Origin of the sequence: Streptomyces sp. BF23-19 (genome assembly GCF_041106355.1) — a bacterium.
Classification (GTDB): domain Bacteria; phylum Actinomycetota; class Actinomycetes; order Streptomycetales; family Streptomycetaceae; genus Streptomyces; species Streptomyces virginiae_A.
Genome location: NZ_JBGBPT010000049.1, coordinates 33,887 through 53,362, shown reverse-complemented (window position 1 = coordinate 53,362; position 19,476 = coordinate 33,887). Strand labels below are relative to the sequence as shown.

General features: G+C 70.5%; 18 protein-coding genes and 1 pseudogene. 9 read left to right on the top strand and 10 right to left on the bottom strand.

The window, feature by feature from the left end; translation table 11 throughout:
- Positions 1–245: 245 nt before the first annotated feature.
- From AB8A24_RS25895 to AB8A24_RS25885, 3 genes and pseudogenes are all read right to left on the bottom strand, one after another.
- A complete protein-coding gene (locus tag AB8A24_RS25895; protein ID WP_328965181.1) occupies positions 246–773 on the bottom strand; it encodes a hypothetical protein in 528 nt (175 codons plus the stop codon).
- A gap of 338 nt (positions 774–1,111) precedes the next feature.
- Positions 1,112–1,399 (bottom strand): hypothetical protein, encoded by a 288-nt coding sequence (locus AB8A24_RS25890; RefSeq protein WP_328966164.1) that lies wholly within the window; start codon positions 1,397–1,399, stop codon positions 1,112–1,114.
- A 58-nt stretch (positions 1,400–1,457) separates the two neighbouring features.
- Positions 1,458–2,169, bottom strand: a pseudogene (locus tag AB8A24_RS25885) (IS5 family transposase); the annotation flags it as partial.
- Positions 2,170–2,839: 670 nt separating this feature from the next.
- On the opposite strand from AB8A24_RS25885, the gene AB8A24_RS25880 reads away from it, so the two are divergent.
- The 3 genes from AB8A24_RS25880 (at position 2,840) to AB8A24_RS25870 (ending at position 5,148) form a co-directional block, all read left to right on the top strand.
- Positions 2,840–3,175, top strand: coding sequence for a hypothetical protein (locus AB8A24_RS25880; RefSeq protein WP_369477776.1), 336 nt, complete (start codon positions 2,840–2,842; stop codon positions 3,173–3,175).
- Positions 3,176–3,177: 2 nt separating this feature from the next.
- Positions 3,178–3,921, top strand: coding sequence for a 2OG-Fe(II) oxygenase (locus AB8A24_RS25875; protein ID WP_328966121.1), 744 nt, complete (start codon positions 3,178–3,180; stop codon positions 3,919–3,921).
- Positions 3,922–4,314: 393 nt separating this feature from the next.
- Positions 4,315–5,148 carry a hypothetical protein gene (locus AB8A24_RS25870; protein ID WP_369477775.1) on the top strand — a complete coding sequence of 278 codons (834 nt, stop codon included), beginning with the start codon at positions 4,315–4,317 and terminating at the stop codon, positions 5,146–5,148.
- 90 nt (positions 5,149–5,238) lie between these two features.
- Here the strand turns inward: AB8A24_RS25870 and AB8A24_RS25865 are convergent, their stop codons facing one another.
- The 3 genes from AB8A24_RS25865 to AB8A24_RS25855 form a co-directional block, all read right to left on the bottom strand.
- Positions 5,239–6,237, bottom strand: coding sequence for a DUF4344 domain-containing metallopeptidase (locus AB8A24_RS25865; protein ID WP_328965183.1), 999 nt, complete (start codon positions 6,235–6,237; stop codon positions 5,239–5,241).
- A gap of 320 nt (positions 6,238–6,557) precedes the next feature.
- Positions 6,558–6,779, bottom strand: a complete 222-nt coding sequence (locus AB8A24_RS25860) for a helix-turn-helix transcriptional regulator (protein ID WP_033225384.1) — start codon at positions 6,777–6,779, stop codon at positions 6,558–6,560.
- Complete coding sequence (locus tag AB8A24_RS25855; protein WP_369477774.1) at positions 6,779–7,270, bottom strand: DUF2975 domain-containing protein; 492 nt, start codon at positions 7,268–7,270, stop codon at positions 6,779–6,781. Before AB8A24_RS25855 ends, AB8A24_RS25860 begins: the two co-directional genes overlap by 1 nt.
- A gap of 466 nt (positions 7,271–7,736) precedes the next feature.
- Between AB8A24_RS25855 and AB8A24_RS25850 the strand changes: the two genes are divergently transcribed.
- The gene (locus AB8A24_RS25850; protein WP_369477773.1) at positions 7,737–9,269 is read left to right on the top strand and encodes a dihydrofolate reductase family protein; all 1,533 of its coding nucleotides are present in this window, start codon (positions 7,737–7,739) and stop codon (positions 9,267–9,269) included.
- A 45-nt stretch (positions 9,270–9,314) separates the two neighbouring features.
- Here the strand turns inward: AB8A24_RS25850 and AB8A24_RS25845 are convergent, their stop codons facing one another.
- Positions 9,315–11,990 (bottom strand): AAA family ATPase, encoded by a 2,676-nt coding sequence (locus tag AB8A24_RS25845; RefSeq protein ID WP_369477772.1) that lies wholly within the window; start codon positions 11,988–11,990, stop codon positions 9,315–9,317.
- 365 nt (positions 11,991–12,355) lie between these two features.
- Between AB8A24_RS25845 and AB8A24_RS25840 the strand changes: the two genes are divergently transcribed.
- Positions 12,356–12,496, top strand: coding sequence for a hypothetical protein (locus AB8A24_RS25840; RefSeq protein ID WP_369477771.1), 141 nt, complete (start codon positions 12,356–12,358; stop codon positions 12,494–12,496).
- A 95-nt stretch (positions 12,497–12,591) separates the two neighbouring features.
- Here the strand turns inward: AB8A24_RS25840 and AB8A24_RS25835 are convergent, their stop codons facing one another.
- Together AB8A24_RS25835 and AB8A24_RS25830 are read right to left on the bottom strand one after the other, a co-directional pair.
- Positions 12,592–13,005 carry a hypothetical protein gene (locus AB8A24_RS25835; protein WP_369477770.1) on the bottom strand — a complete coding sequence of 138 codons (414 nt, stop codon included), beginning with the start codon at positions 13,003–13,005 and terminating at the stop codon, positions 12,592–12,594.
- 187 nt (positions 13,006–13,192) lie between these two features.
- Complete coding sequence (locus tag AB8A24_RS25830) at positions 13,193–13,432, bottom strand: hypothetical protein (RefSeq protein WP_369477769.1); 240 nt, start codon at positions 13,430–13,432, stop codon at positions 13,193–13,195.
- 819 nt (positions 13,433–14,251) lie between these two features.
- Between AB8A24_RS25830 and AB8A24_RS25825 the strand changes: the two genes are divergently transcribed.
- Positions 14,252–15,151 (top strand): HEAT repeat domain-containing protein, encoded by a 900-nt coding sequence (locus AB8A24_RS25825; protein ID WP_328965190.1) that lies wholly within the window; start codon positions 14,252–14,254, stop codon positions 15,149–15,151.
- 299 nt (positions 15,152–15,450) lie between these two features.
- Complete coding sequence (locus tag AB8A24_RS25820) at positions 15,451–16,722, top strand: DUF2716 domain-containing protein (protein ID WP_369477768.1); 1,272 nt, start codon at positions 15,451–15,453, stop codon at positions 16,720–16,722.
- A 112-nt stretch (positions 16,723–16,834) separates the two neighbouring features.
- Here AB8A24_RS25820 and AB8A24_RS25815 read toward each other — a convergent pair whose 3' ends face one another.
- Positions 16,835–17,965, bottom strand: a complete 1,131-nt coding sequence (locus AB8A24_RS25815; protein WP_369477767.1) for an NADH:flavin oxidoreductase — start codon at positions 17,963–17,965, stop codon at positions 16,835–16,837.
- 161 nt (positions 17,966–18,126) lie between these two features.
- On the opposite strand from AB8A24_RS25815, the gene AB8A24_RS25810 reads away from it, so the two are divergent.
- Positions 18,127–18,630, top strand: coding sequence for a MarR family winged helix-turn-helix transcriptional regulator (locus tag AB8A24_RS25810; protein ID WP_328966122.1), 504 nt, complete (start codon positions 18,127–18,129; stop codon positions 18,628–18,630).
- A 402-nt stretch (positions 18,631–19,032) separates the two neighbouring features.
- Positions 19,033–19,401 (top strand): PRC-barrel domain-containing protein, encoded by a 369-nt coding sequence (locus AB8A24_RS25805; RefSeq protein ID WP_030721665.1) that lies wholly within the window; start codon positions 19,033–19,035, stop codon positions 19,399–19,401.
- Positions 19,402–19,476: the final 75 nt, after the last annotated feature.

Here is a 19,476-nt window from a genome sequence, read left to right as displayed (position 1 = left end):
CCGACCGTGACGCCCGTCGGATCCCGCGCGGCTGCCCGGCGTGGGCGGACCCGGGCGCGGGCCCGGGTCAGTCCGTGATCCGCTCCGTGATCCGCTCCGGCAACCGCAGCGTGAGGACGTCGCGAGCCGGGCGGTTACGGTCCGGGCCGCGGTCGGCGACACCGGACCGCCCGCCCGTGTCCGAAAACGACGGAGCCCCCGCTCCACCGGTTCAGGAGAGGGGGCTCCGCGTGATCACGAGCGGTTCAGAGGGCGCTCTTCGACGCGTTGTCGACGACGCATTCCTTGTACTCGCTGCCGTCGCCCTTGCCGGTGTACGCCGCGGTGGCCTCGGCCTGCTTCGACGCACCCGCCTTGACCGTGAGAGCGGAGACCTTGGCCTGGGCGGGGGTCGCCGCCGAGGTGGTGTCCCCGCGGAACTTCATGCTGATGTTGTACGTGTAGTCCACCGAACCGCTGTTGGTGACGGTGATCTTGGCGACGAGGTTCTTGCCCGACGCGTCCATCTTGCACGCGTCGATCTTGATGTCGCGCTCGGCCTTGTTGTTGCCGGATCCGCCGGTGACCGACGGGCTGCCCGTGCTGCTGCCGGTGGTACCGGTGCTGCCGCTCGTGCTGTCGCTGCCACCGGTGGAGCTGCTGGAACCACTGGAGCCCGAGCCGGAACTGTGGCTGCTGCCACCGCAGCTGCCGCCGTGGGAGCCACGGGCTCCGGTGAGTGCGAAGATTGCGATACCGAATACGGCTACCGCGCGAACATGGCGAAGCTTCACGTCAACCCCGTTGAAATGTCAGTATGTGAGAGGCCCGACTTGATGGGCGCATGACACCTTAACAGTGGATGGGCGCGCCTCGATCCACTCGTCCATCACCCGGCCCGCGTGTCGCGTCATGCGGTGCCACATCCCGCTGCAGGCTGCGATTACTTGGGCGGGACGCGAACCTGACGCCTCCCCGCGTGCACCGTACAGGGCTCTACGGCCGTGCCGTTGGCGCTGCCGACACCTGAGACGTCGATCATCCCGCCCGAAGTCACGTGCGCGAAGCGCCCCTTGGCGGCCACGGGCCGATGTCGCGCCACAGACCCGTTGCACTCGTACACGAGCCTCGGTCAGGGCTCGTCGTCGACCGCGCCGGGGGCCAGGGCGGGGGAGGGGAAGACGTGGCGTGCTTCGCCCCCTGACCACCACACACCGACGGCGAGGACCGCGGCCGACTCCAGCAGCGCCGCGCGTGACAGCCCGCCGCAGGGCAGTGGGGAGCAGCCCATCGACGTGATCAGTGCCGCCGTCAGGGTGGCCGCGTCGGGGGCGTCGGCGCAGAACGGTACGGCCAGGGGTGCGCCCTCGAAGGCGGGCCGCGGCAGGGTCCAGATGCTCTCGTGACAGATGCCGAACACCTTGGCGACATCCGCGTCCGGTGCGGCTGCCGCGATGCGCGTGGCGACGGAGTCCGTGCCGCCTGCGGTGGTCGGTGAGGGCCCGTCCGGGCCGGGGGTCGCGGCGCTCGGGGATCGTGGCGGCGATACCCCGACGCCGCAGCAGGTGCCGGATCGCCCGGCTGGAGTAGGCCTTGTCGCCCAGCACCCGCACCGGTGTCGTGCGCGGGCGACCCGTGGCGATGCGCGGGATGCGGATCCCGTCGAGGACCTGGGCGAACGCGGTGGCGTCGTTGACATTGGCGGGCGTGAGCACGGTGGACAGGGCAGGCCCCGGCCGTCGACGGCGAGGTGGACCTTGGTGGTCAGCCCGCCTCGGGACCGGCCGAGGGCCTGGCGCGTCCGCGAGCGGCCCGGATCTTCCAGTTCGTCCCCGTCAGCGGCCCCTTTTTACGTGCGCCGGCGGCGTGCTGGTGGGCACGGTTGATCGTGGAGTCGACGGCGACGGTCCACTCCACCTGGCCCATCGCGTCGTTGCGGACCTGCACATGCTCCAACAGCCTTGCCCACGTGCCGTCCGACTCCCAGCGGGCGAACCGCTCGTAGACCGTCTGCCACGGCCCATACCGCTCGGGCAGGTCACGCCACGGAGCCCCGGTCCGCAACCGCCACAGCACACCGTTGACCACCTACCGGTGATCACACCACGGCCGACCACGCCCATCCACCTGCGGCAACAAGGGCTCCATCCGCTCCCACGCCGCGTCCGTCGACCCACCTCGACCTGCCACAAGACCAATTATCAGACAAGTCTTGGTCGACCCAGGTCAGGACGTCGCACTCGGCCGACTTCATCGGCAACGGACAACGACGCCGGGCGGCCTGGCCCCGCGTCAGAGCGGTGTTCCCACACCGCACGTGCGGTCACCCGGTACGGAGCGGCCCAGCGCTGCTTGGGACTACCGCCCATCGGTAGTCCCCCGAGCCGGTTCCCGCCCCGCCTCACGCCCCCTTCCGCCGCGTTGGGGACGTCCTGCTTGCTTTGGGGGTTCACCCCAGTCTAATCTCGTCATCATGACGATAATCGCTCAGCGGCCCCCGCTCCCTGCGGGCATTGACTCCAGGGGCCTCGATCCGCCGCCGCGCGCACGGCCGTGACGTCGAGCACGAGCCCGGAGCCATGCCGGCGCGCGCACCAGCCGCCCGGCGGCCCGCCTGCCGCCGGACCCCCGGCAGAGATCGACACAAGGCGGTCCCCATTTCAACGCTGCGGCACCCCAGCGCCTGATCCCTGATGCGCGATCCCTGCTCTCCGATCCACCGCTCGTGCACTTCAAACCCTCGAAGACTCCGGCGCTCGTGGCGCCGCGTGCCGACGTGAAGAAGCGCGTCGATCGAAGTGTGAAATCGGATGACGCAACCCCTCTCCTCCCGGAGAATTCCACCCGCTAGGAGCGTTTCGTGCGCCACGCCAGTCCCCCTCCGCCCTCCGCCACGCTGCACCCTGTTCTCGATTCCGTCGCCTTCGGGGCCTTGTACGACTTCGTCGAGCTCTATCCGGAACGGCTCACGATCCCGTCCGGCGAGAGAGAATCACACAAAGAGAGTTGGCCGGAATTCGCCCACGTCGAATTCGAGGAACTGGCAGCACGCTTGGAGTACCTCCACAGATCCAACGCGCACAAGTGCGTGGCCGGCAGTCCCGCCATTCACCTCACTGTGCCGCCCGCGGCCGTTCTGGGCGCTTGGGGCCACGGCCGCGGTGGCATCGACAATGACCTCAGGACGGATACGTGAGCATGTTCGGAATGCCGGTAAATCCCTTCGACCTCTCCGAAGAAGCGCTGAGCCGAATATCCGCCGATGACGCATGGGCCCCGACCGAGTCGGAGATCCCACACGTCGATGCCAGGGTGATTCGCCATTTCCTCACTCCGGCCGAAGTGGAGGTATTCGCGGCCGAACTCGCTGCCCAGCGCTTTGTGCCGGTGGGTCTGGACGGCGTTGCCGCCAACTACGCAGAGGGAGATCCGGTCGGCTCTCTTCGTGCCACGGCTGACTCCGAAGTCCTGGCGGCAGAGTTCTACCGCAGGCTGCGGGCGTTTCTGTCGTTTGAAGTAGGACCGGACGATCCGACGGATACGGACGGGAGGCCCTGGAAGCCGGCGTCCGTCAATCCGCGTATGCGCTTCATTACGTACGAACACGGCGGATTCCTTGTCCCGCACTACGATTCACCCTATTTCGCCCCCGACGGAACGCGAACTCACCTGACGGTCGTCGTCTACCTGTCGTATGAGGCAGTGGGCGGAGAAACGCGGTTCATCGCCGACAAGCAGAACGACCTTCCCTTTGCGCAACGCGACTTCTCGGACTGGCCCCGGCTCGCAGAGCCTGAGGAAATATTGAGCGCCCACCGCCCCGAACCGGGCGATGCGCTCCTCTTCTGGCATCGGACGCTTCACGACTCGGCCCCGATTCTTGAGGGTACGAAAACAATTCTCAGAACCGACGTGCTCTACGAGCCCATAGATGTGCGTTGAGCAACAGCAACCCAACCGTTGCGCAGGAGGGCCCACGTGATCCCCGCCCGGGCTGGTGACACCGGGTGGGCGCCCAGGGCGGGCTTCGGATTCGACGACGTGCATGTGGTGCTCCCCTGAAGGGATCTTGCGTGCAGGGGCAGTGGTGGCGCTTCCACTCCTCGCTCGCGGCCTCCGCGGTGACCGCTGCGGCAACTCGGCTCGCGTGCCCGGCGGCTGAGCCGTCCATGGAGTCGGCGTTCGCGTTCGGTGTTTCGTTCGTGCGGTGACGATAGCCTATTATCGTCTCGTCGACGATAAGGGCGTCCGGGCGTGCCAGGCCAGGACGACACACGCCTGCCTGACATGACCCCTGGCCCACGCGCCGCACAGGACACCTTCCGGAGAGCTCAATTGATCACCCGTCAGCGCCTGAACGCGCACGCCCGCTCCGTACCCAATCCCATAGCGGCTGCCCGAGCGCTGACCGGCCCCTCCGACCCGGACCGCATCGAAGACCCGGTCATCGCCTGGATGCAGCGCGGCCGCACGGTCCTGGGGTTGGTGGCCGTGACCTGGCTGACCTTGGCCTATCCCCTACGCGAGGGGCGCGAGGACTTCGTGCTCGGCAAGCTGGAGGAACTGCTGATCGGCTGTGCCGTCGTCGTGGTGGCCAGTGTCATCGGTGTCGGCCTGTGCATCATCCTGGCCCGCGCACCCCTGGGGCGCGTGTACACGCGCCGCCTGGTCGGCCCGCTGCTGGCGCTCGCCGCGCCGGTCCTCGGGGTCGGCGTGATCTGGCTGACGACGGCGGCGCTGAAGGGTGACCTCATCTCGCCCTCGGACGTGGGCCCGCACGACATCACCTTCGGGCTCTTCGGCAGTTTCCTGGGCACGATCTTCACCGGTCTTCTCATCATGCTGCTGTTCGTCGTTGCCGCTCTCGTCTGCGTCGTCGTGCTCGTCGCGGCCGTGCTCTTCACCCTGGCCGCCCTCGTCGTCGGACTGAACTCCTGCTTCCGCGCAGGGGACGTGCACGAGGTGCTACCGGCCCTGCTGTCACCGCTGCTGGTCTGGTCCCTCTTCGGCTTCCAGCTCTTCGACGGACCGGACGTGGCCGCCCCGCCCGAGGTGCTCTACACGTCCATGCTCGGCGGCCCGCTGTCGGTGTCCGCGCTGTCGCTGTGGGAGATACGCCGCCTGCGCACCCGGTACGGCGTGACGCTGGGCTCGCTCCTCGGCCGTTGAACCCCGCCCTGAGACGCCGAAGCCGCCGATTCGGCCTACTCGCAGGGCCACCCGATCGGGAACCACTGACCCGGACGGGCGCCCAGCGGGTCACTGACTCTTGCGGAGCTCGTCGATCCGCTCCGCCAGCGCGTTCGTCTCCGCGATCAGCCGCGCGTGCGCCTTCTTCTGCTCCTCGTCACCCCGGGCCTTGAACGGCTCGCTGAAGTGGGGTCGGAGCTGGGTCCACCAGCCGTAGTCCAACATCGCCCACGCCTGTGGGCAGAGGGGAGCACGTGTCTTGGGCAGATAGCCGCTGTCGACCAGGGACCGCTGGTACTTCTTCGGGTCGCTGCCCTCCAGGTAGCACAAGAAGTTGTAGGCGCGTTGCTGGGTGACGGGATGGTCGCTCGACATTCCCTCCAGAGTCGGCACGCCCTCCTTGCGGGCGATCTCGTCGAAGAGGATCGCGGCGGCGAGCGACGGGCCCGGCCCGACCTCGTTCACGGTGTAGAAGGACGCGTAGCCGTCGGCCGCGTCCTCTTCGAGACCGAGGTTGGCCAGGAGGAGCTGGCGTTGCAGGGCGTGGCCCATCTCGTGGCCGAAGATGAACTCCGTCGACAGCACGGTCAGGTCGTCGGTGTTGTACTCGGACGCGGGAAAGAGGGCGGGCCGTTCGACGGTCTTCACGACGTCGGCCAGGGCCTTCTCGATCTCGGTCAGGAACGGCGGTGGGATGAAGATCGTCCTGCCGTCGGGCTGGGTCACGGCGTCGGTGACGCCGGGTGGCACGGCGGCGGTGACCTTCACGACCATGTCGTGCGGGAGGGTGAGTGATCTGTTCACCCAGTCGGCCGTCCGCTCCAGCACGCGGGAGTTCCGGATCAGCGCCACGGCCTCCCGGTCTTCCGGTGCGACCGTTCCGGTCTCGTAGACGACGGTGACCCTACCGGAGCGGGCTGCCTGGGGGCGAGGTGCTGCTCCGGGCCCCTGCCCGGCGTCGTGGGCCTCACCGCCGCACCCGGTCATGACGGTTCCGGTCAGGACCAGCACGCCGGACAGGACGACGCGCGCCTTCTTCCGGCAACGGGCGGTGGCGGTGTTCGGCATCCTCGGTCGGCTCCCGTCGCGTGCCCCCGCACCGATCCTCCGGCCGCCCGGCGACGGCTGCCCGTCGAGCCGCCCGTTCGGGGGACGATCAGGGACGGGGCAGCCGGACCGGCCCCTGCCCTTGCCGCTGCCCGTGCCACTGTGACCGCACGGCTCCGAGTGGCCGCACGGGTGGTGCTTCACGCTGCCGGTGGATCCTGGTGGTTCGCCGAGGACCCGGAGCCGGTGGCGATGCCGCTCCCTGCGGCGAGGCGGACGTGCCGTGTCCCGGGCCGGTGGCGCCAGGCGTCGTCACGTCCGCACGTTCGCCCAGAGGCGCGTCACTCGCCCGAGGCGTCTTCGTCCTCCCAGCGCAGCAGGTCGCCCGGCTGGCACTCCAGCACTTCGCAGAGCGCGGCGAGCGTCGCGAAGCGCACCGCCTTGGCGCGGCCGTTCTTGAGTACGGCCAGGTTGGCGGGTGTGATCCCCACACGGTCCGCGAGCTCGCCCACGGACATCTTCCGCCTGGCCAGCATCACGTCGATGTCGACGGCGATCGGCATCAGATGACCTCGTCCAACTCGGCCTGCATCCGCGTGGCTTCGACGTCGCGCGCGACGGCTTGGGCGAGCAGCATCCGCAGCACGAGCACGATGAGCGCGACCCCCAGGATGGCCACGCCGATCCCACCCATGATGACGGTGACGCCCGGATCCTCCCGCTGGCCCGGCGCGTTGATGGCCGTGACCACGAACCACAGCAGGGCAGCCGCCACGATCGCGCCGATGACCACGTCCACATACCGGAAGGCGGTGTGGGAGAACACGGTTCCGCGTCGCACCATCGTCACCAGTCGCCATACGCAGACCAGGGCGGCCTGGGCCGCCATCATGCCCAGGATGACGATCACCCGCAGGGGGGTCAGCGGGAGTGACCCGTCCTCCGGGTCGTTCCCGCTGACCAACGTCCACACCATTCCCGCCTGCACGAACACGGTGCCGGCGAGCACCACCGCGAGCACGGCACGCAACGCATGCACTGCCAGCTTTCCCATGACCCACCCTTCCATCGATTTACGATCAGAATCTATCGATTTTCGATAGATGGGGCAAGGGCTGGAACGGAGGAAGGCGGCAGCCGCTCCCACAGCGAGCCGCGCGCGGCCCTCCCCACGTCGTGGGACAAGGTGCCGTCCGACCGGCCGCACAGTTCGGCGAGGCCGGAGTGTCGTCGAGTGCGACCGCCACCCGGGCAGGCCGCCCCGAGTGCGTCACGCGCTCACCCCACGAGGACACCGCCTCGGCCGGCGCTGTGAGCGCTACCCGAACCCACCGACCCCTGACGGGCCGGGCGGGCGGCGACCGGCCTCGGCACCTCGGCGGTCGCCCACGTTACGTCGCGATGACTGATGCCTGCCGCAGGGCGCTCGCCCTAGCGTCAGTGACGTCACCAGGCACCAGGTGACAGGCACCAAACACCAAACACCAAGCACCCAGCACCCAGCAACGAAAGCAGGACGTGTGCGCAAGCTCACCTACTACGTCGGCACGACCCTCGACGGATTCATCGCGGGCCCCGACGGCCAGTTCGACTTCTTCCCCTTCGAGGGCGACCTCGCCGCCGCACTGCTGGCGGAGTACCCCGAGACGATCCCGGCCCACGGCCGGGGGCCGCTGGGCCTCGACGGGGTCGCCAACAAGCGGTTCGACACGGTCCTGATGGGCCGTGCCACCTACGAGCCCGGTCTCGCGGCCGGTGTCACCAACCCTTACCCGCACCTCAAGCAGTACGTCTTCTCCCGCACCCTGGCCCAGCTCGACCCCGCCGTGGAGGTCCTCGCCACGGACCCGGTGGCCTTCGTCCGCGACCTCAAGAAGCAGGACGGGGCGGGCATCTGGCTCTGTGGCGGGGCGAATCTGGCCGGGCAACTGCTGGAGGAGATCGACGAGTTGATCATCAAGCGCTACCCGGTCGTCATCGGCTCCGGCATACCGCTCTTCGACGCGCCGTTCCGCCCGGACGGCTTCAAGCTCACCGACTCCCGGGTCTTCAACACCGGCGCCGCCATCACCACCTACGCGAAGGAGACGATCATCCCGACACTGATCCGCCCCACCACCGAGGCCGACCTCGACCGCGTCACCGCCGTGACGATCGACGAACCCGTCGGTTGGATCCCCGCCGACCGGTACCTCGAGGAACTCGAGGAGGGCATGTACCGCCCGGAGTGGACCTGGATCGCCGAGCGGGACGGCCGAGTGATCGCCCGGGCCCTGTGGTGGGGCCAGGCGACCAGCGAGCACCCGATCGCGCTGGACTGCCTGTACGTCGACCCCTCCGTCACCGACCGCGCGGCCCTCGGGGCCGAGCTGATCAGCGCGAGCCTGCGGGCCTTCGCCGAGCAGGGCGCGACCAAGCCCGCGCTCTACAACCTGACCCTGCCGAACGGCTGGCGCGAGGACCCGGCCACGGCCGCGGCCGCGGACTGGCGGCGGGACGCCGCGCTGGCGGCCGGACTGACCGACGTGGTCGAGCGCCTGCGCCTGGAATGGACACCCGAGGCCGGGGTCCCCGCCTCCAGCGGGCGCCTCGTCTTCACCGAAGGCACGGACGAGGAGTTCCTGGACGTCTTCCGACGGATCGCGGTGGGCAGCCTGGACGGGGAGACCCGCCGGAACCTGGTGGCGATGGGCGCGGAAGCCACCGCCCGCGAGGAGGTGGACTTCTACCTCAGCTGCCCGGGAGAGCGCTCGTGGTGGCGCATCGCCCGCACCCACGACGGCCAGGTCGCCGGGCTGGCCCTGCCCTCCGCGACGCCGTACAACCGTAACGTCGGCTACCTCGGCGTCGTCCCCGAGCTGCGCGGACAGGGATACGTCGACGACGTACTCGCCGAGATCACCCGGGTGCAGGTGGAGGCCGGGGCCGAGCTGATCACCGCCACCACGGACACCGACAACGCCCCGATGGCCGCCGCCTTCGCCCGGGCCGGCTACCGGACCGCCCAGACCCGGCTGATCTGGTCGGCGCCGGAGCAGAGTCCCGCCTCATGAGCCCGGCCGCGTCATGAGCCCGGCCGCGTCGCGCGGCCGACCGCCTCATGACGCCAACAGGTCGGCGAGTTCGGTGCGCGAACTGACGCCCAGCTTCGGGAAGGCGCGATAGAGGTGGTGCCCGACCGTGCGAGGGCTCAGGAACAGCTGGGCGCCGATCTCCCGATTGCTGGCACCGGCCGCCGCCAGCCGAACCACCTCGCGCTCCTGCGGGCTCAGCACACTGATCGGCCCGTCCTCGCCCGCCGTCAGGCCGGTCTCCCCACCCGCGGCGCCGAGCTCCGTCCGGGCCCGGTCGGCCCAGGGCCGGGCACCCAGCCGTTCGAAACCGTCGAGAGCGGCGCGCAACTGCTCCCGGGCGTCGATATGGCGGCGCAGGCGGCGCAGCCACTCCCCGTACAGCAGCGCCGTACGCGCCCGGTCGTACTCGCTGCCGCCCTCGTGCAGGGTCAGCGCCGCGACGAAGTGCTCCTCAGCCTCACCGTCCGGTCCGATCAGCGCCTGGCAACGGCGGGCCGACGCGGCGAGCCCGCTCTGCCCCAGCACGGTCGCCCACTCCCCGAGCGACCGGGCCGCGTCCGACGCCCGCTCCGGCCGGCCGGCACGTACCGCGGCCTCGATCACATCCGGCAGCAGAGGCAGGCAGAGCAGCGGGTGCGTCACCTCCCTGCCGGCCGTCTCCAACTGCTCCAGAGCCGCCTCCGCCCGGCCCAGGCCGAGTTCGAGCAGGCCCCGTGCCCACAGGGCGTCCGCCGTCCCCCGACCCACCCCGCGCGGGCGCGTGTACTCCAGCGCCTCGTCGGTCAGCGTACGGACCCGCTCCTCCTCGCCCCTGACGGCGGCCGGCATCGCCAGAGCGGCCCGCAGGTGGGCGGCCCGGTGGGCCAGGTCGTAGTACTCCGCCAGTTGGAGCGCCTCGACGGCCCGTGCCGACGCCTCGTCATGCCGGCCCAGCGACAGCTCCGTCTGGACCAGTAGATGCAGCGCGGTGGGCAGCCAACCGCTGACGCCCTGCTCGCGGCAGTGCGCGACGACGCCCGCGGCGACCTCCCGGGCCGCCGCGTGATCACCCGTCAACTGCAGGTAGATCCCCGTCATCAGGCGGTCCAGCACGCCATCGGCCGGTGCGTCCACGAGCGTACGGACCGCCTCCAGCGCGCCGGGCACGTCACCACCGAACAACCCGGCCGGTACGGCCAGCACCGGCAGGGCGGGGGAGCGGAGCGCGATCTCCTCGATCAGCGCGGCGTCCCCGGCGGAGAACGCCGCGTGGACCGCGTCGGTCAGCAGCGAGCCCGTCATGTCCGGTCGCTCGGCGCCCGTCAGGTCCGCGCTGTCGACCAGGATCCGGGCCGCCGTCCCCGGCCTGCGATAGCCCAGCTCCACCACGGCCCGGGCGCGCGCGAAGCTCGCCGCCACGCCAGGGTCCTCCAGCGGCAGCGGGACCTGGTCGGCCAGCGCTCCGCACCGCTCGTCCTGTCCGGCATCCGCGGCCCGCTGCGCCGCCGACACCAACCGCCGCGCCCGCACCTGCGGATCCGCGGTGAGCTGGGCGGCACGCTCGTACGCGGCGGACGCGGACGCCATCGCCTGCCGGCTGTCGGCCCACTCGGCGACCCGTTCCAGTTCCTCGGCGACCTTCTCGTCCGGGCCCGTCGAGGCGGCGGCCAGGTGCCAGGCCCGCCGGTGGGCCTGGCCGGCCTCACCCAGCGCCTCGGCCAGGGCCCGGTGGGCGGCGATCCGCCGGGCGAGCGGGGCGCCCTGGTACGCGGCGTACCGGACCAGCGGGTGCCGAAACCGCAGCGCCTGCCCGGAGAGCAGGAGGAACCCGGCGCGCTCGGCCGGCTCCAGGTCCTCGACCGCGGAGCCGAGCCGGCCCGCGGCACGCAGCACCACGGTGAGGTCCCCGGTGTCGTCGGCGGCGGCCACCAGCAGCACCACCTGAGCGGCCTCGGGCAGCCGCCGGAGCTGTTCCAGGAACCCGTCCTGGAGCCGGACCGGCAGTCCGGCGGCCGCGTCGGGCAGCGCGGACGGGCCCAGCCGGCCGGCACGTTGGGCCGGAGTGAGCGCGGCCGACAACTCGATCAGGGCCAGGGGGTTGCCGCGGGCCTCCTCGATGACGCGGTCCACGACGTACGGCGGCAGACCCGGTACCAACTCGGCCGCATCCGCCCGGTCCAGACCCTCGACCAGCAGTGGGGGCAGCCCCTTCACGGCGGCACCGGGAGCTCCGTCGCGGACCGCGAAGAGCATCACCACGCCCTCCGCGCGCAGCCGGCGCGCCGCGAAGGTCAGCATGTCCACCGACGGCTGGTCGAGCCACTGCGCATCGTCGACCAGGCACAGCAGCGGGCCGTCCGCCGCGGCCTCCGACAGGAGCGTGAGAACCGCGAGTCCGATGCTGAAACGATCCCGCACACAGTCACTGCTCAGGCCGAACACCGAACGCAGAGCGGCGGCTTGGGGCTCCGGCAGCACGTCGACCAGATCCATCACCGGCAGGAAGAGTTGGTGCAGGCCACCGAAGGCCATCTCCATCTCCGACTCGATGCCCTCGACCCGCAGCACCCGCGCACCGTGCGCCTGCCCGGCCGCGTGGTCGAGCAGCGCGGTCTTCCCGATGCCCGCCTCTCCGTGCACCAGCAGGACACCGCTCGCCCCCTGGCGGGCGTCCGCGAGCAGCCGCTCGATCCGCTCCCGCTCCGCGTACCGCCCCCGCACGACCTACCCCGCCCCGCCCTTGTGTACCGACCACCCCGCCGGGGCCCGACGGGCCACGCGACAGCCTCCGGAGACTATCCCGACGATCATCACCCCACCCGCACCGGGGCCGCCCCGTCGGCTTCCCGTACGGCGGTTCGGCCGGCGGCCGACAGATGATCTTGTCCATCCGTACAGATCCCTGCGGTCCGTACCGGACGTAGCCTGCCAGGAGCACTGACCGCTTGGGCCTGGCCTGGCCGGGCTCGGGCGATCGCGGGGACAGGGGGCGACATGTTCAAGGTGGTCTCGTCCGACGTCAACTACGACCGCAGGGGTCGTGGGGACGGCGGTGACGGTGCTACGGCGGTGCGGGCGAGGCGTACATGGCCAACGCCGCGCAGGAGCTCGCCTCCCTCGGGGACAACTACACCCCGCACAGCTTTCCGGGCCAGGACCACAAGATCGATCCGTGCGCCCTCACACCCGTCCTGACCAGCTTCTTCACGACGGGAAGGCCCGTCTGACGGCGTCCGGAGGGGCGGGCGGCAAGGCCGAGACCCCTGCCGGTCCCCGGTAGGGGTCTCGCCAGGGGCTGATCGGCCACGTTCGTGACGGTGGGCTACGCGTTGGGGGCGGGAGCCTTGCCCGTCTCCCGGTCGGGGGTGGCCGGTGCGGGTGCGGGCTTGTCGACCTTGTCGGTCTTGTGTTCGCAGTAGACCTTGCCCTGGTAGAACTTGCAGCCGGGCATGTTCTCGACGTCGCGGACCTTGTTCTTGCGGCCCTGGTGCTTCTGGTTCTTCTTGCCCTTGTCGTTGCCCTTGTGGTTGTTGTGTCGCTTGTTGTCCCGGTGGTCCTTCGTGGCGTGGTTGTCGTGGCCGCTCTTTGCGTGGTCGACCTGTCCGGCGGCGAGCGCGGTCGTCCCTGCGGTGGTCGGGGCGGCGAAGGCGCTGGTGGGGATCAGCGCGCCACCTCCGACGATCGCGGCCGAGACGGCGAACATCGCGTAACGCTGCTTGCGGGAGGTGCGGACCATGGGAATGACTCCTGTGCGAGGTGGGGGAGAGGGGTTCGGTTCCGGAGAATGTCGGACGATATGTCCGGTTTGTTCTCTGGTTAAAGACTGACCCCGGACCTTCATGAAGCTGTCCGCCGACTGTCACAGGCGCGTGACAGGCCCCCCATTCCCGCTCAGGGTCGTCGATGGGCGAGCCGGCCCGAGTTCACGCGGCGGTCGCCCACCCGTGGGCGCGGGCCTGTCGACGCAGCTCCGCCCAGGTGCCGCGCGCGCTGCCGGGCGCCGTCCAGTGGGGGTGGGCGTGAAGTCGGCAGGACAGTGCGATCAGGCGCCGCCGGAGTGGCGTGGTGCCGATTCCCGCGGGCGCCTTCGCCAGCGCCGTGTAGGTGTCGAGCCACGCCGCCTGGAGCGCGACCAGGTCCTCGGGGAAGCGGAGGGATTCCATCCATCAAGTGAAACATGTGTTCGAATATCTGCGCGAGTCGCTCCCGAGCCGCACACGTGCTGTTGGTGACTGTGCTGGTGGTGCCGTACGCGGTTCCGGGTGGAGAGGCTGCCGATCCGAGGCCGGATCGGGCGGGACGCTGGGCCGGGTCACCGCGACCGCCCCCGGGCACCTGCGGGCAGGGGTGCGCTTCTCGGCGGCGTGGGGGAGCCGCGACGTCCTCGACACCACCCTCGTCCACCCTGGCCTGGTCGCTGAGGTCGGCGCCGACCGCGCCATCGACTGTGATGGCGTCTTCCGCCGGCCGCTCCGCTTCCAACGGCTGCGCATGGACGTGACCACGGAGGACGTTTGTCCAGGGCGGTCATCTGTCGCGGGGGAGGCGTTACGGCGGGCCTGGCTGGGGTACGCCCCTATATCTCCCATTCCTCTGTGCAGAACGTGGCCTCGCTGACGGCGGCATCCCCGGCCCTCGTCGTATCCAGGACCATCTGGAGCCGTCCCAGACAGCCACTAGTTTGGGGCAGAAGCGCAGGCCCAGCTCCCCGTGCGGGCGCTCATGGTCGGGTATCGCCGGCCAGGCCCCCGGGTTCCTTGCCCGTTCGCGGACGTCGCGCCAGTGCATGACGGGCTACCTCGCTGAGCGTTTCGGTCGGCCGTACGGGCCGACCAAAACGCTCGGTCACACCTGGTGTGACGGATTCTCGACCGTTCTTGTCAAGGTCACGGAGACCTGTGCGGACGTTGGGAGGGTCTGGGCGGCTGCGTGAGTCGGCTGCCCCGAAGGCCGTTGTCAGAGCCCCGTTGGACAATCCGTCCGTGAGCCTGCGCCGCTGCGGGAGACCCGCGGGGCAGGCTCGGCACGGTCTGAAGCATCACGAGGAGGATGGATTGGAAGACCAACGGGCAGTGGGTGACCTCACCTTGCGCCTTGATGAGCTGGCGGCCGGACTCACGGATCCGGACTGCGACCTCGACGACCTTGCAGAAATCGAAGAGGAGCTCGTAGCCGCCCGGCGGCGGGAGCTGATTCCGTACGTGGAGGGGCATCTCGCGGCAGCCGTGGAAGCGGGCGACTGGTACGCCCGTCACGTGCTCGCCCGGATTCTGGCCGAGACTGCCGGCCACACGTCCCTGGCCGCGCTGTTGCGGGCCTACTCCCGCGATCTGGGTGATGACCAGGACTCCCTCTCGACGACGCTCCACGTACTCGCGCAGGAGGACCCGGCCGCCGCACGCGAAATCCTCCTGCCGTGCGCCGTTGGCAACGATGAGGACCTTCGCATGGCGGCGATCTGGCTGCTCGGCTTCGTCCCCGAACCCGCTGATCTCAACCTGCTGGCCCACGCTGCGCAGGACTCGAACGAAGGAATCCGCAGCGCGGTCGTGGGCACACTGGGCAGTCACGGGACAGAGCCGGATGCCATCGACCTCCTGTTGAGCCTGCTGGACGACCCCTCCCCGCAGGTACGCATCTCCGCCCTCAGCTCCCTCGGCTTCCTTCAGCAACCCACAACCCTGCGGAAGATCTACGTGCTCGCGAACGACGACAATCCCCGTGTCCGGGCCTGGGTCGCGATCGCCTTGGGCCGCTTTCCCGCCCTGGAGCCCGCGGACCTCGAGACCTCGGCCGTGCTCGACCAACTGGCGGCGGACGCCGACCCGTACGTGCGTGACCAGGCAGCCGAGGCCCGTCAGCTCAAGCCACTCCGCAGCTGACGATCACAGCAAGAACCGCCGGCCACGTGGCCTACGGCAATCGGCTGGGGCTCGACGGGTGGACCTGGGGAAGGTTCGGGATCCGCGTCGCCGTGAGGAAGACGTGCGCCGCAAAAGGCCGGCCGAGGAGGCCGTCACATTCCGCGGAGACCCTCGCGAAGAGCCGGCAGAGCAGACCGCCACGGCAGGGGATGCCGGCTCTCTCGGTGGGGTGTCCGCCACCACCTTGCCGACCTCACCGTGGGCAAGGTTCCGGCGGGCCGTCGGCATGGCATCCGCCACCTCCTAGGCTCCGGATCATGGACATGGACGAGCGGTGGGCGACGTACGAGGCGCTTCGGGGGCAAGTTCCTCAATGGCACCCGGTCGGGGTGGTGGTCGAGGCCGACGGACCGGTCGTACGTCGCCACTACGGGACGCACGGCACCGCCGGGCACGCTCCCCTCGCCCCGGGGACGGACATCGCCGCGCTGGTGCGCCGCCAGCAGGACGCCTTCGCGGAGCGCTGTGAGCCGGTGGAGTGGAAGGTGTACGGGCACGATGCGCCGGAGCTGGGGCCGGCGCTGACGGCGGCGGGGTTCACCCCCGGCCGGCAGCGCTCCGTACTGGTCGCCGCCCCCCTGCCCGACGAGCGGGCTGCCGACACGGTGGAGCCGCGGGAGGGGGTGCACGACCTGTACCGGGTACCGAGCCAGGCCGAACGAACCTGGGAAGTCGCAGTGGCCTCGCCCGGCCCCCACGCGATGCCCTACGCCGAGATGACCGCGGACGGCTTCTCGGACGAGGGCGATGTCCTCATCGAGGTCCTGCTGGACAACGGGGTCGTCGTCGCGGTCGCCTGGGCATGCGTCGACGAGGCTCCCTTCACCGTCGTCGGCGGCCTGACCGACGACGACGCGGACTTCGTCAAGGCCTGCACCGACCGTTGGCGAGTGCAGGGCCTGCTCGGGCAGCCCCTCCTCGCCGAGGCGGCGGACACCCTGCGCGAGCGGCTGTTGGAGGCCGGCTTCACCGAGGTCACCACCGTCCGCCCCTATCATTGGCGCCCGTCGGCGACCCCCGAGAGCACCCGCCCCGCGCAGTTCCTGGACCGGCTCCACGACGACGGCCCGCTGTGGGACCGCTTCGACGCGGACTTCGACTTCAAACCGAGCACCACCTACCGGCCCGCGATCACCGAACCCGTGCCCTCGGCCGTCTGGCACCTGCACGCGCACCCGCATGCCCACGAGCGACCCGTTCCGGACCTCCGCGGCCGGATCGAGACGATCGTCCAGAGTGGGCTGCTCACCGCCACCGAGCCCGGCGCGTTCGTGTACTGGCTCGACCGGAACCACGACGGCTATCGCTACGACCCCCGCCGCGTCGGCGTGCCCGGACGGCCGCCCCGGCCCGGCAAGGGCACGTACCCCGACGGCGACTACTACCTCCACGTCACCGATGACCTGCGACTGGGAACCTTCGGCCACCCCTGGGAGCAGACGTTGACCGTCTGGGGGCCGCTGCTGCTCGACGCCGTCGAAGAGGAGCTCACCGAGCTGCTCGGAGAACCGATCAGGCGCCGGAACTGACGGCGAACGCCCCGTGACGTCGGCGGACCGACGTCACGGGGCATGCCTCGGGCACGGCCGTCGTCCGGGTGCCTGCCGGCTACCGGCTACCAGCTGCCGGCCAGGGCTACGGCTATCGGCTGAGCGACCTGAGCGCCGCCGCGTCGTACGGCTTCAGCTCGTCGAAGCGGTTGCCGAGGACCTTCGCAGCCCAGTGCGGGTCCTGGAGCAGCGCCCGGCCGACGGCGACCATGTCGAACTCGTCGCGTTCCATGCGGTCCAGGAGGTTGTCGATGTCGCCGAGCGCCGCACCCTCGCCGACGAAGGCGCGGATGAAGTCGCCGTCCAGGCCGACCGAGCCGACGGTGATGGTCGGCCGGCCGGTGAGCTTCTTGGTCCAGCCCGCCAGATTCAGGTCCGAGCCCTCGAACTCAGGGATCCAGTAGCGCCGGGTGGAGGCGTGGAACGCGTCGACGCCGGCCGCCGCCAGCGGGGCCAGGATCGCCTCCAGCTCCTCCGGGGTCTGCGCGAGCCGGGCATCGTAGGCCTCCTGCTTCCACTGCGAGTAGCGGAAGATCACCGGGAAGTCGGCCGCGACGCGCTCACGGACCGCGGTCACGATCTCCGCGGCGAACTTCGTACGGGTCACCGCGTCGCCGCCGTAGGCGTCCGTGCGGCGGTTGGTCCGCTCCCACAGGAACTGGTCGAGCAGGTAGCCGTGGGCGCCGTGCAGTTCGATGCCGTCGAAGCCGATCCGCTCGGCATCCGCGGCGGCGTCGGCGAACGCGCCGATGACGTCGTCGAGGTCGGCGCGGGTCATCGCCTTGCCCGTTCCCTCCGTGCCGTCGACGCGGATGCCGGAGGGGCCGACGGCGGGCGCGTCGGCGTACGGTGCCTCGCCCTGCTTGCGCACCATGCCTATGTGCCACAGCTGGGGCACGATCGTGCCGCCCGCCTCGTGCACGGCCGCGGCCACCTTCGACCACCCCGCCAGCTGGTCCTCGCCGTGGAACCGCGGCACCCGGTCGCTCTGCCCCGCGGAATCGTGGCCCACGTAGGTGCCCTCGGTGACGATCAGGCCCACACCCGCGGCGGCCCGGCTGGCGTAGTACGCCTGCACGTCCTCGCCGGGCACGCCGCCGGGGGAGAACATCCGCGTCATCGGAGCCATCGCGATGCGATTGGGGACGGTCAGGCCGTTCAGCGTGACGGGCCGGGACAGGATCTCGGCCGCGCGGGAGGCTGTGGACGTGGTGACGGTCATGCGGGTCCTCCGGGTGGAAGCTGTGGCTCGTCGGGGTGACAACGAGAAGTGCATAGTACACATGTTATGTATCATGCATATTGCAGCGTCCGGCCCGACAGAGGCCCACCGGGCCACGGGTCGGCGATAATGAAGCGTCGGAAGGAGCGGGAGGCGCAGTGCTGGAGAAACTGGAGCGGGAGCTGATGCTGCTCTCGCGGCACCAGGTGCTTGCCCGGCGCGAACGCGATCCCGAACGCCTGGAGCGGTCGGCGTACCTGCTGCTCAGTCGGATCGACACGCAAGGCCCCATGTCCATAGGGCAGTTGGCAGAGGCCTTCGGGCTCGACACCTCGACCGTGAACCGCCAGACGGCCGCACTGCTGCGCTGCGGACTGGCCGAGCGCGTCGCGGACCCGGACGGCGGCATGGCCCGCAAGCTGCGCATCACCGTTGAAGGCGGCCGGCGGCTCGCCGGAGACCGTGAGGCCAACCAGTCCTGCCTGGCCCGAGTGGTCGCCCACTGGTCCCCGGAGGAGGTGCGGGAGCTGGAGGACGTCCTGGTCCGCCTCAACCGCAGCGCCGAGGCTCTCGAAGGGCGCTACTGGCCGCGCACGGAGGACGGCGACATGCGCCCCGCATGCCACCCGCCGGTCCCGCAGGAACCCGCGACCCCGGCCCCGTAGGAACCGCCCGCGCTTCGCGCGGCACGGGTGCACCGGCCGGTGAGGGACCCCGGTACCGCCGGGGTCCTGGTCCGTCCGTTCGAACAGAGGGGCCGCCCGCACGCCGGGCGATCAAGTGATCGGCTGCTGCGACGAGGCGGCGCCGGCAGCTGTTGGCGGATTCCCGGGTGAGGAAGGCTGCGTGAATGCCGGTCCGAGACTCCCGGCAGACCCCCGACCGCGACCGCCGGAACCGGCGCACAGGTGCGCTCGTCGCGCGGGACCGATGACGAGATCCCTCTTCGAGGCCGGCATCTCGTGTGCATACGGCTGTGGGTGTGGGGCAGGCGGGAGAGCAGGTAAAGGAAGGGCGCCGAGGGGCACAACTCGCCGCCCGCTCTCGACCGGAGGAGTTGTTTCCGCGTGACTGAGCATGTGTGGGGTTTCAAGTCGACCGCCGGCTACCTGGTCGGTACCGATATGACCGGTTTCGAGGTCGAGGCGACCGACGGGACCGTCGGCAAGGTCGACAGGCACTCCGACGAGGTCGGTGACGCCTATCTGGTGGTGGACACGGGTGTGTGGATCTTCGGCAAGGAGGTCCTGCTCCCGGCGAGCATCGTGGTCCGGATCGACGCGGCCGAGCGCAAGATCTACGTCGACCGCACGAAGGGCCAGATCAAGGACGCCCCGGAGTTCCATCGCGACCACCACCTCGGTGACGCCGGCTACCGCGAGGACCTGGGTACGTACTACGGCACCGGCGCCCCGTTCGGCGGCCGCCCGGCCTGATCCGGAACGGTCCGGCGCGGGCCCGGGTCCCGGTCCGGGGCCGGGTCGGGATCGGGAAGGGGCCCGAACTCGTCG

Bases quoted from the DNA above. Each gene is read 5' to 3' on its own strand.
- AB8A24_RS25875 (WP_328966121.1), top strand. From the start codon at position 3,178: ATGTTCGGAATGCCGGTAAATCCCTTCGACCTCTCCGAAGAAGCGCTG.
- AB8A24_RS25865 (WP_328965183.1), bottom strand. From the start codon at position 6,237: ATGCCGAACACCGCCACCGCCCGTTGCCGGAAGAAGGCGCGCGTCGTC.
- AB8A24_RS25860 (WP_033225384.1), bottom strand. From the start codon at position 6,779: ATGCCGATCGCCGTCGACATCGACGTGATGCTGGCCAGGCGGAAGATG.
- AB8A24_RS25855 (WP_369477774.1), bottom strand. From the start codon at position 7,270: ATGGGAAAGCTGGCAGTGCATGCGTTGCGTGCCGTGCTCGCGGTGGTG.
- AB8A24_RS25840 (WP_369477771.1), top strand. From the start codon at position 12,356: ATGGCCAACGCCGCGCAGGAGCTCGCCTCCCTCGGGGACAACTACACC.
- AB8A24_RS25835 (WP_369477770.1), bottom strand. From the start codon at position 13,005: ATGGTCCGCACCTCCCGCAAGCAGCGTTACGCGATGTTCGCCGTCTCG.
- AB8A24_RS25830 (WP_369477769.1), bottom strand. From the start codon at position 13,432: ATGGAATCCCTCCGCTTCCCCGAGGACCTGGTCGCGCTCCAGGCGGCG.
- AB8A24_RS25820 (WP_369477768.1), top strand. From the start codon at position 15,451: ATGGACATGGACGAGCGGTGGGCGACGTACGAGGCGCTTCGGGGGCAA.
- AB8A24_RS25815 (WP_369477767.1), bottom strand. From the start codon at position 17,965: ATGACCGTCACCACGTCCACAGCCTCCCGCGCGGCCGAGATCCTGTCC.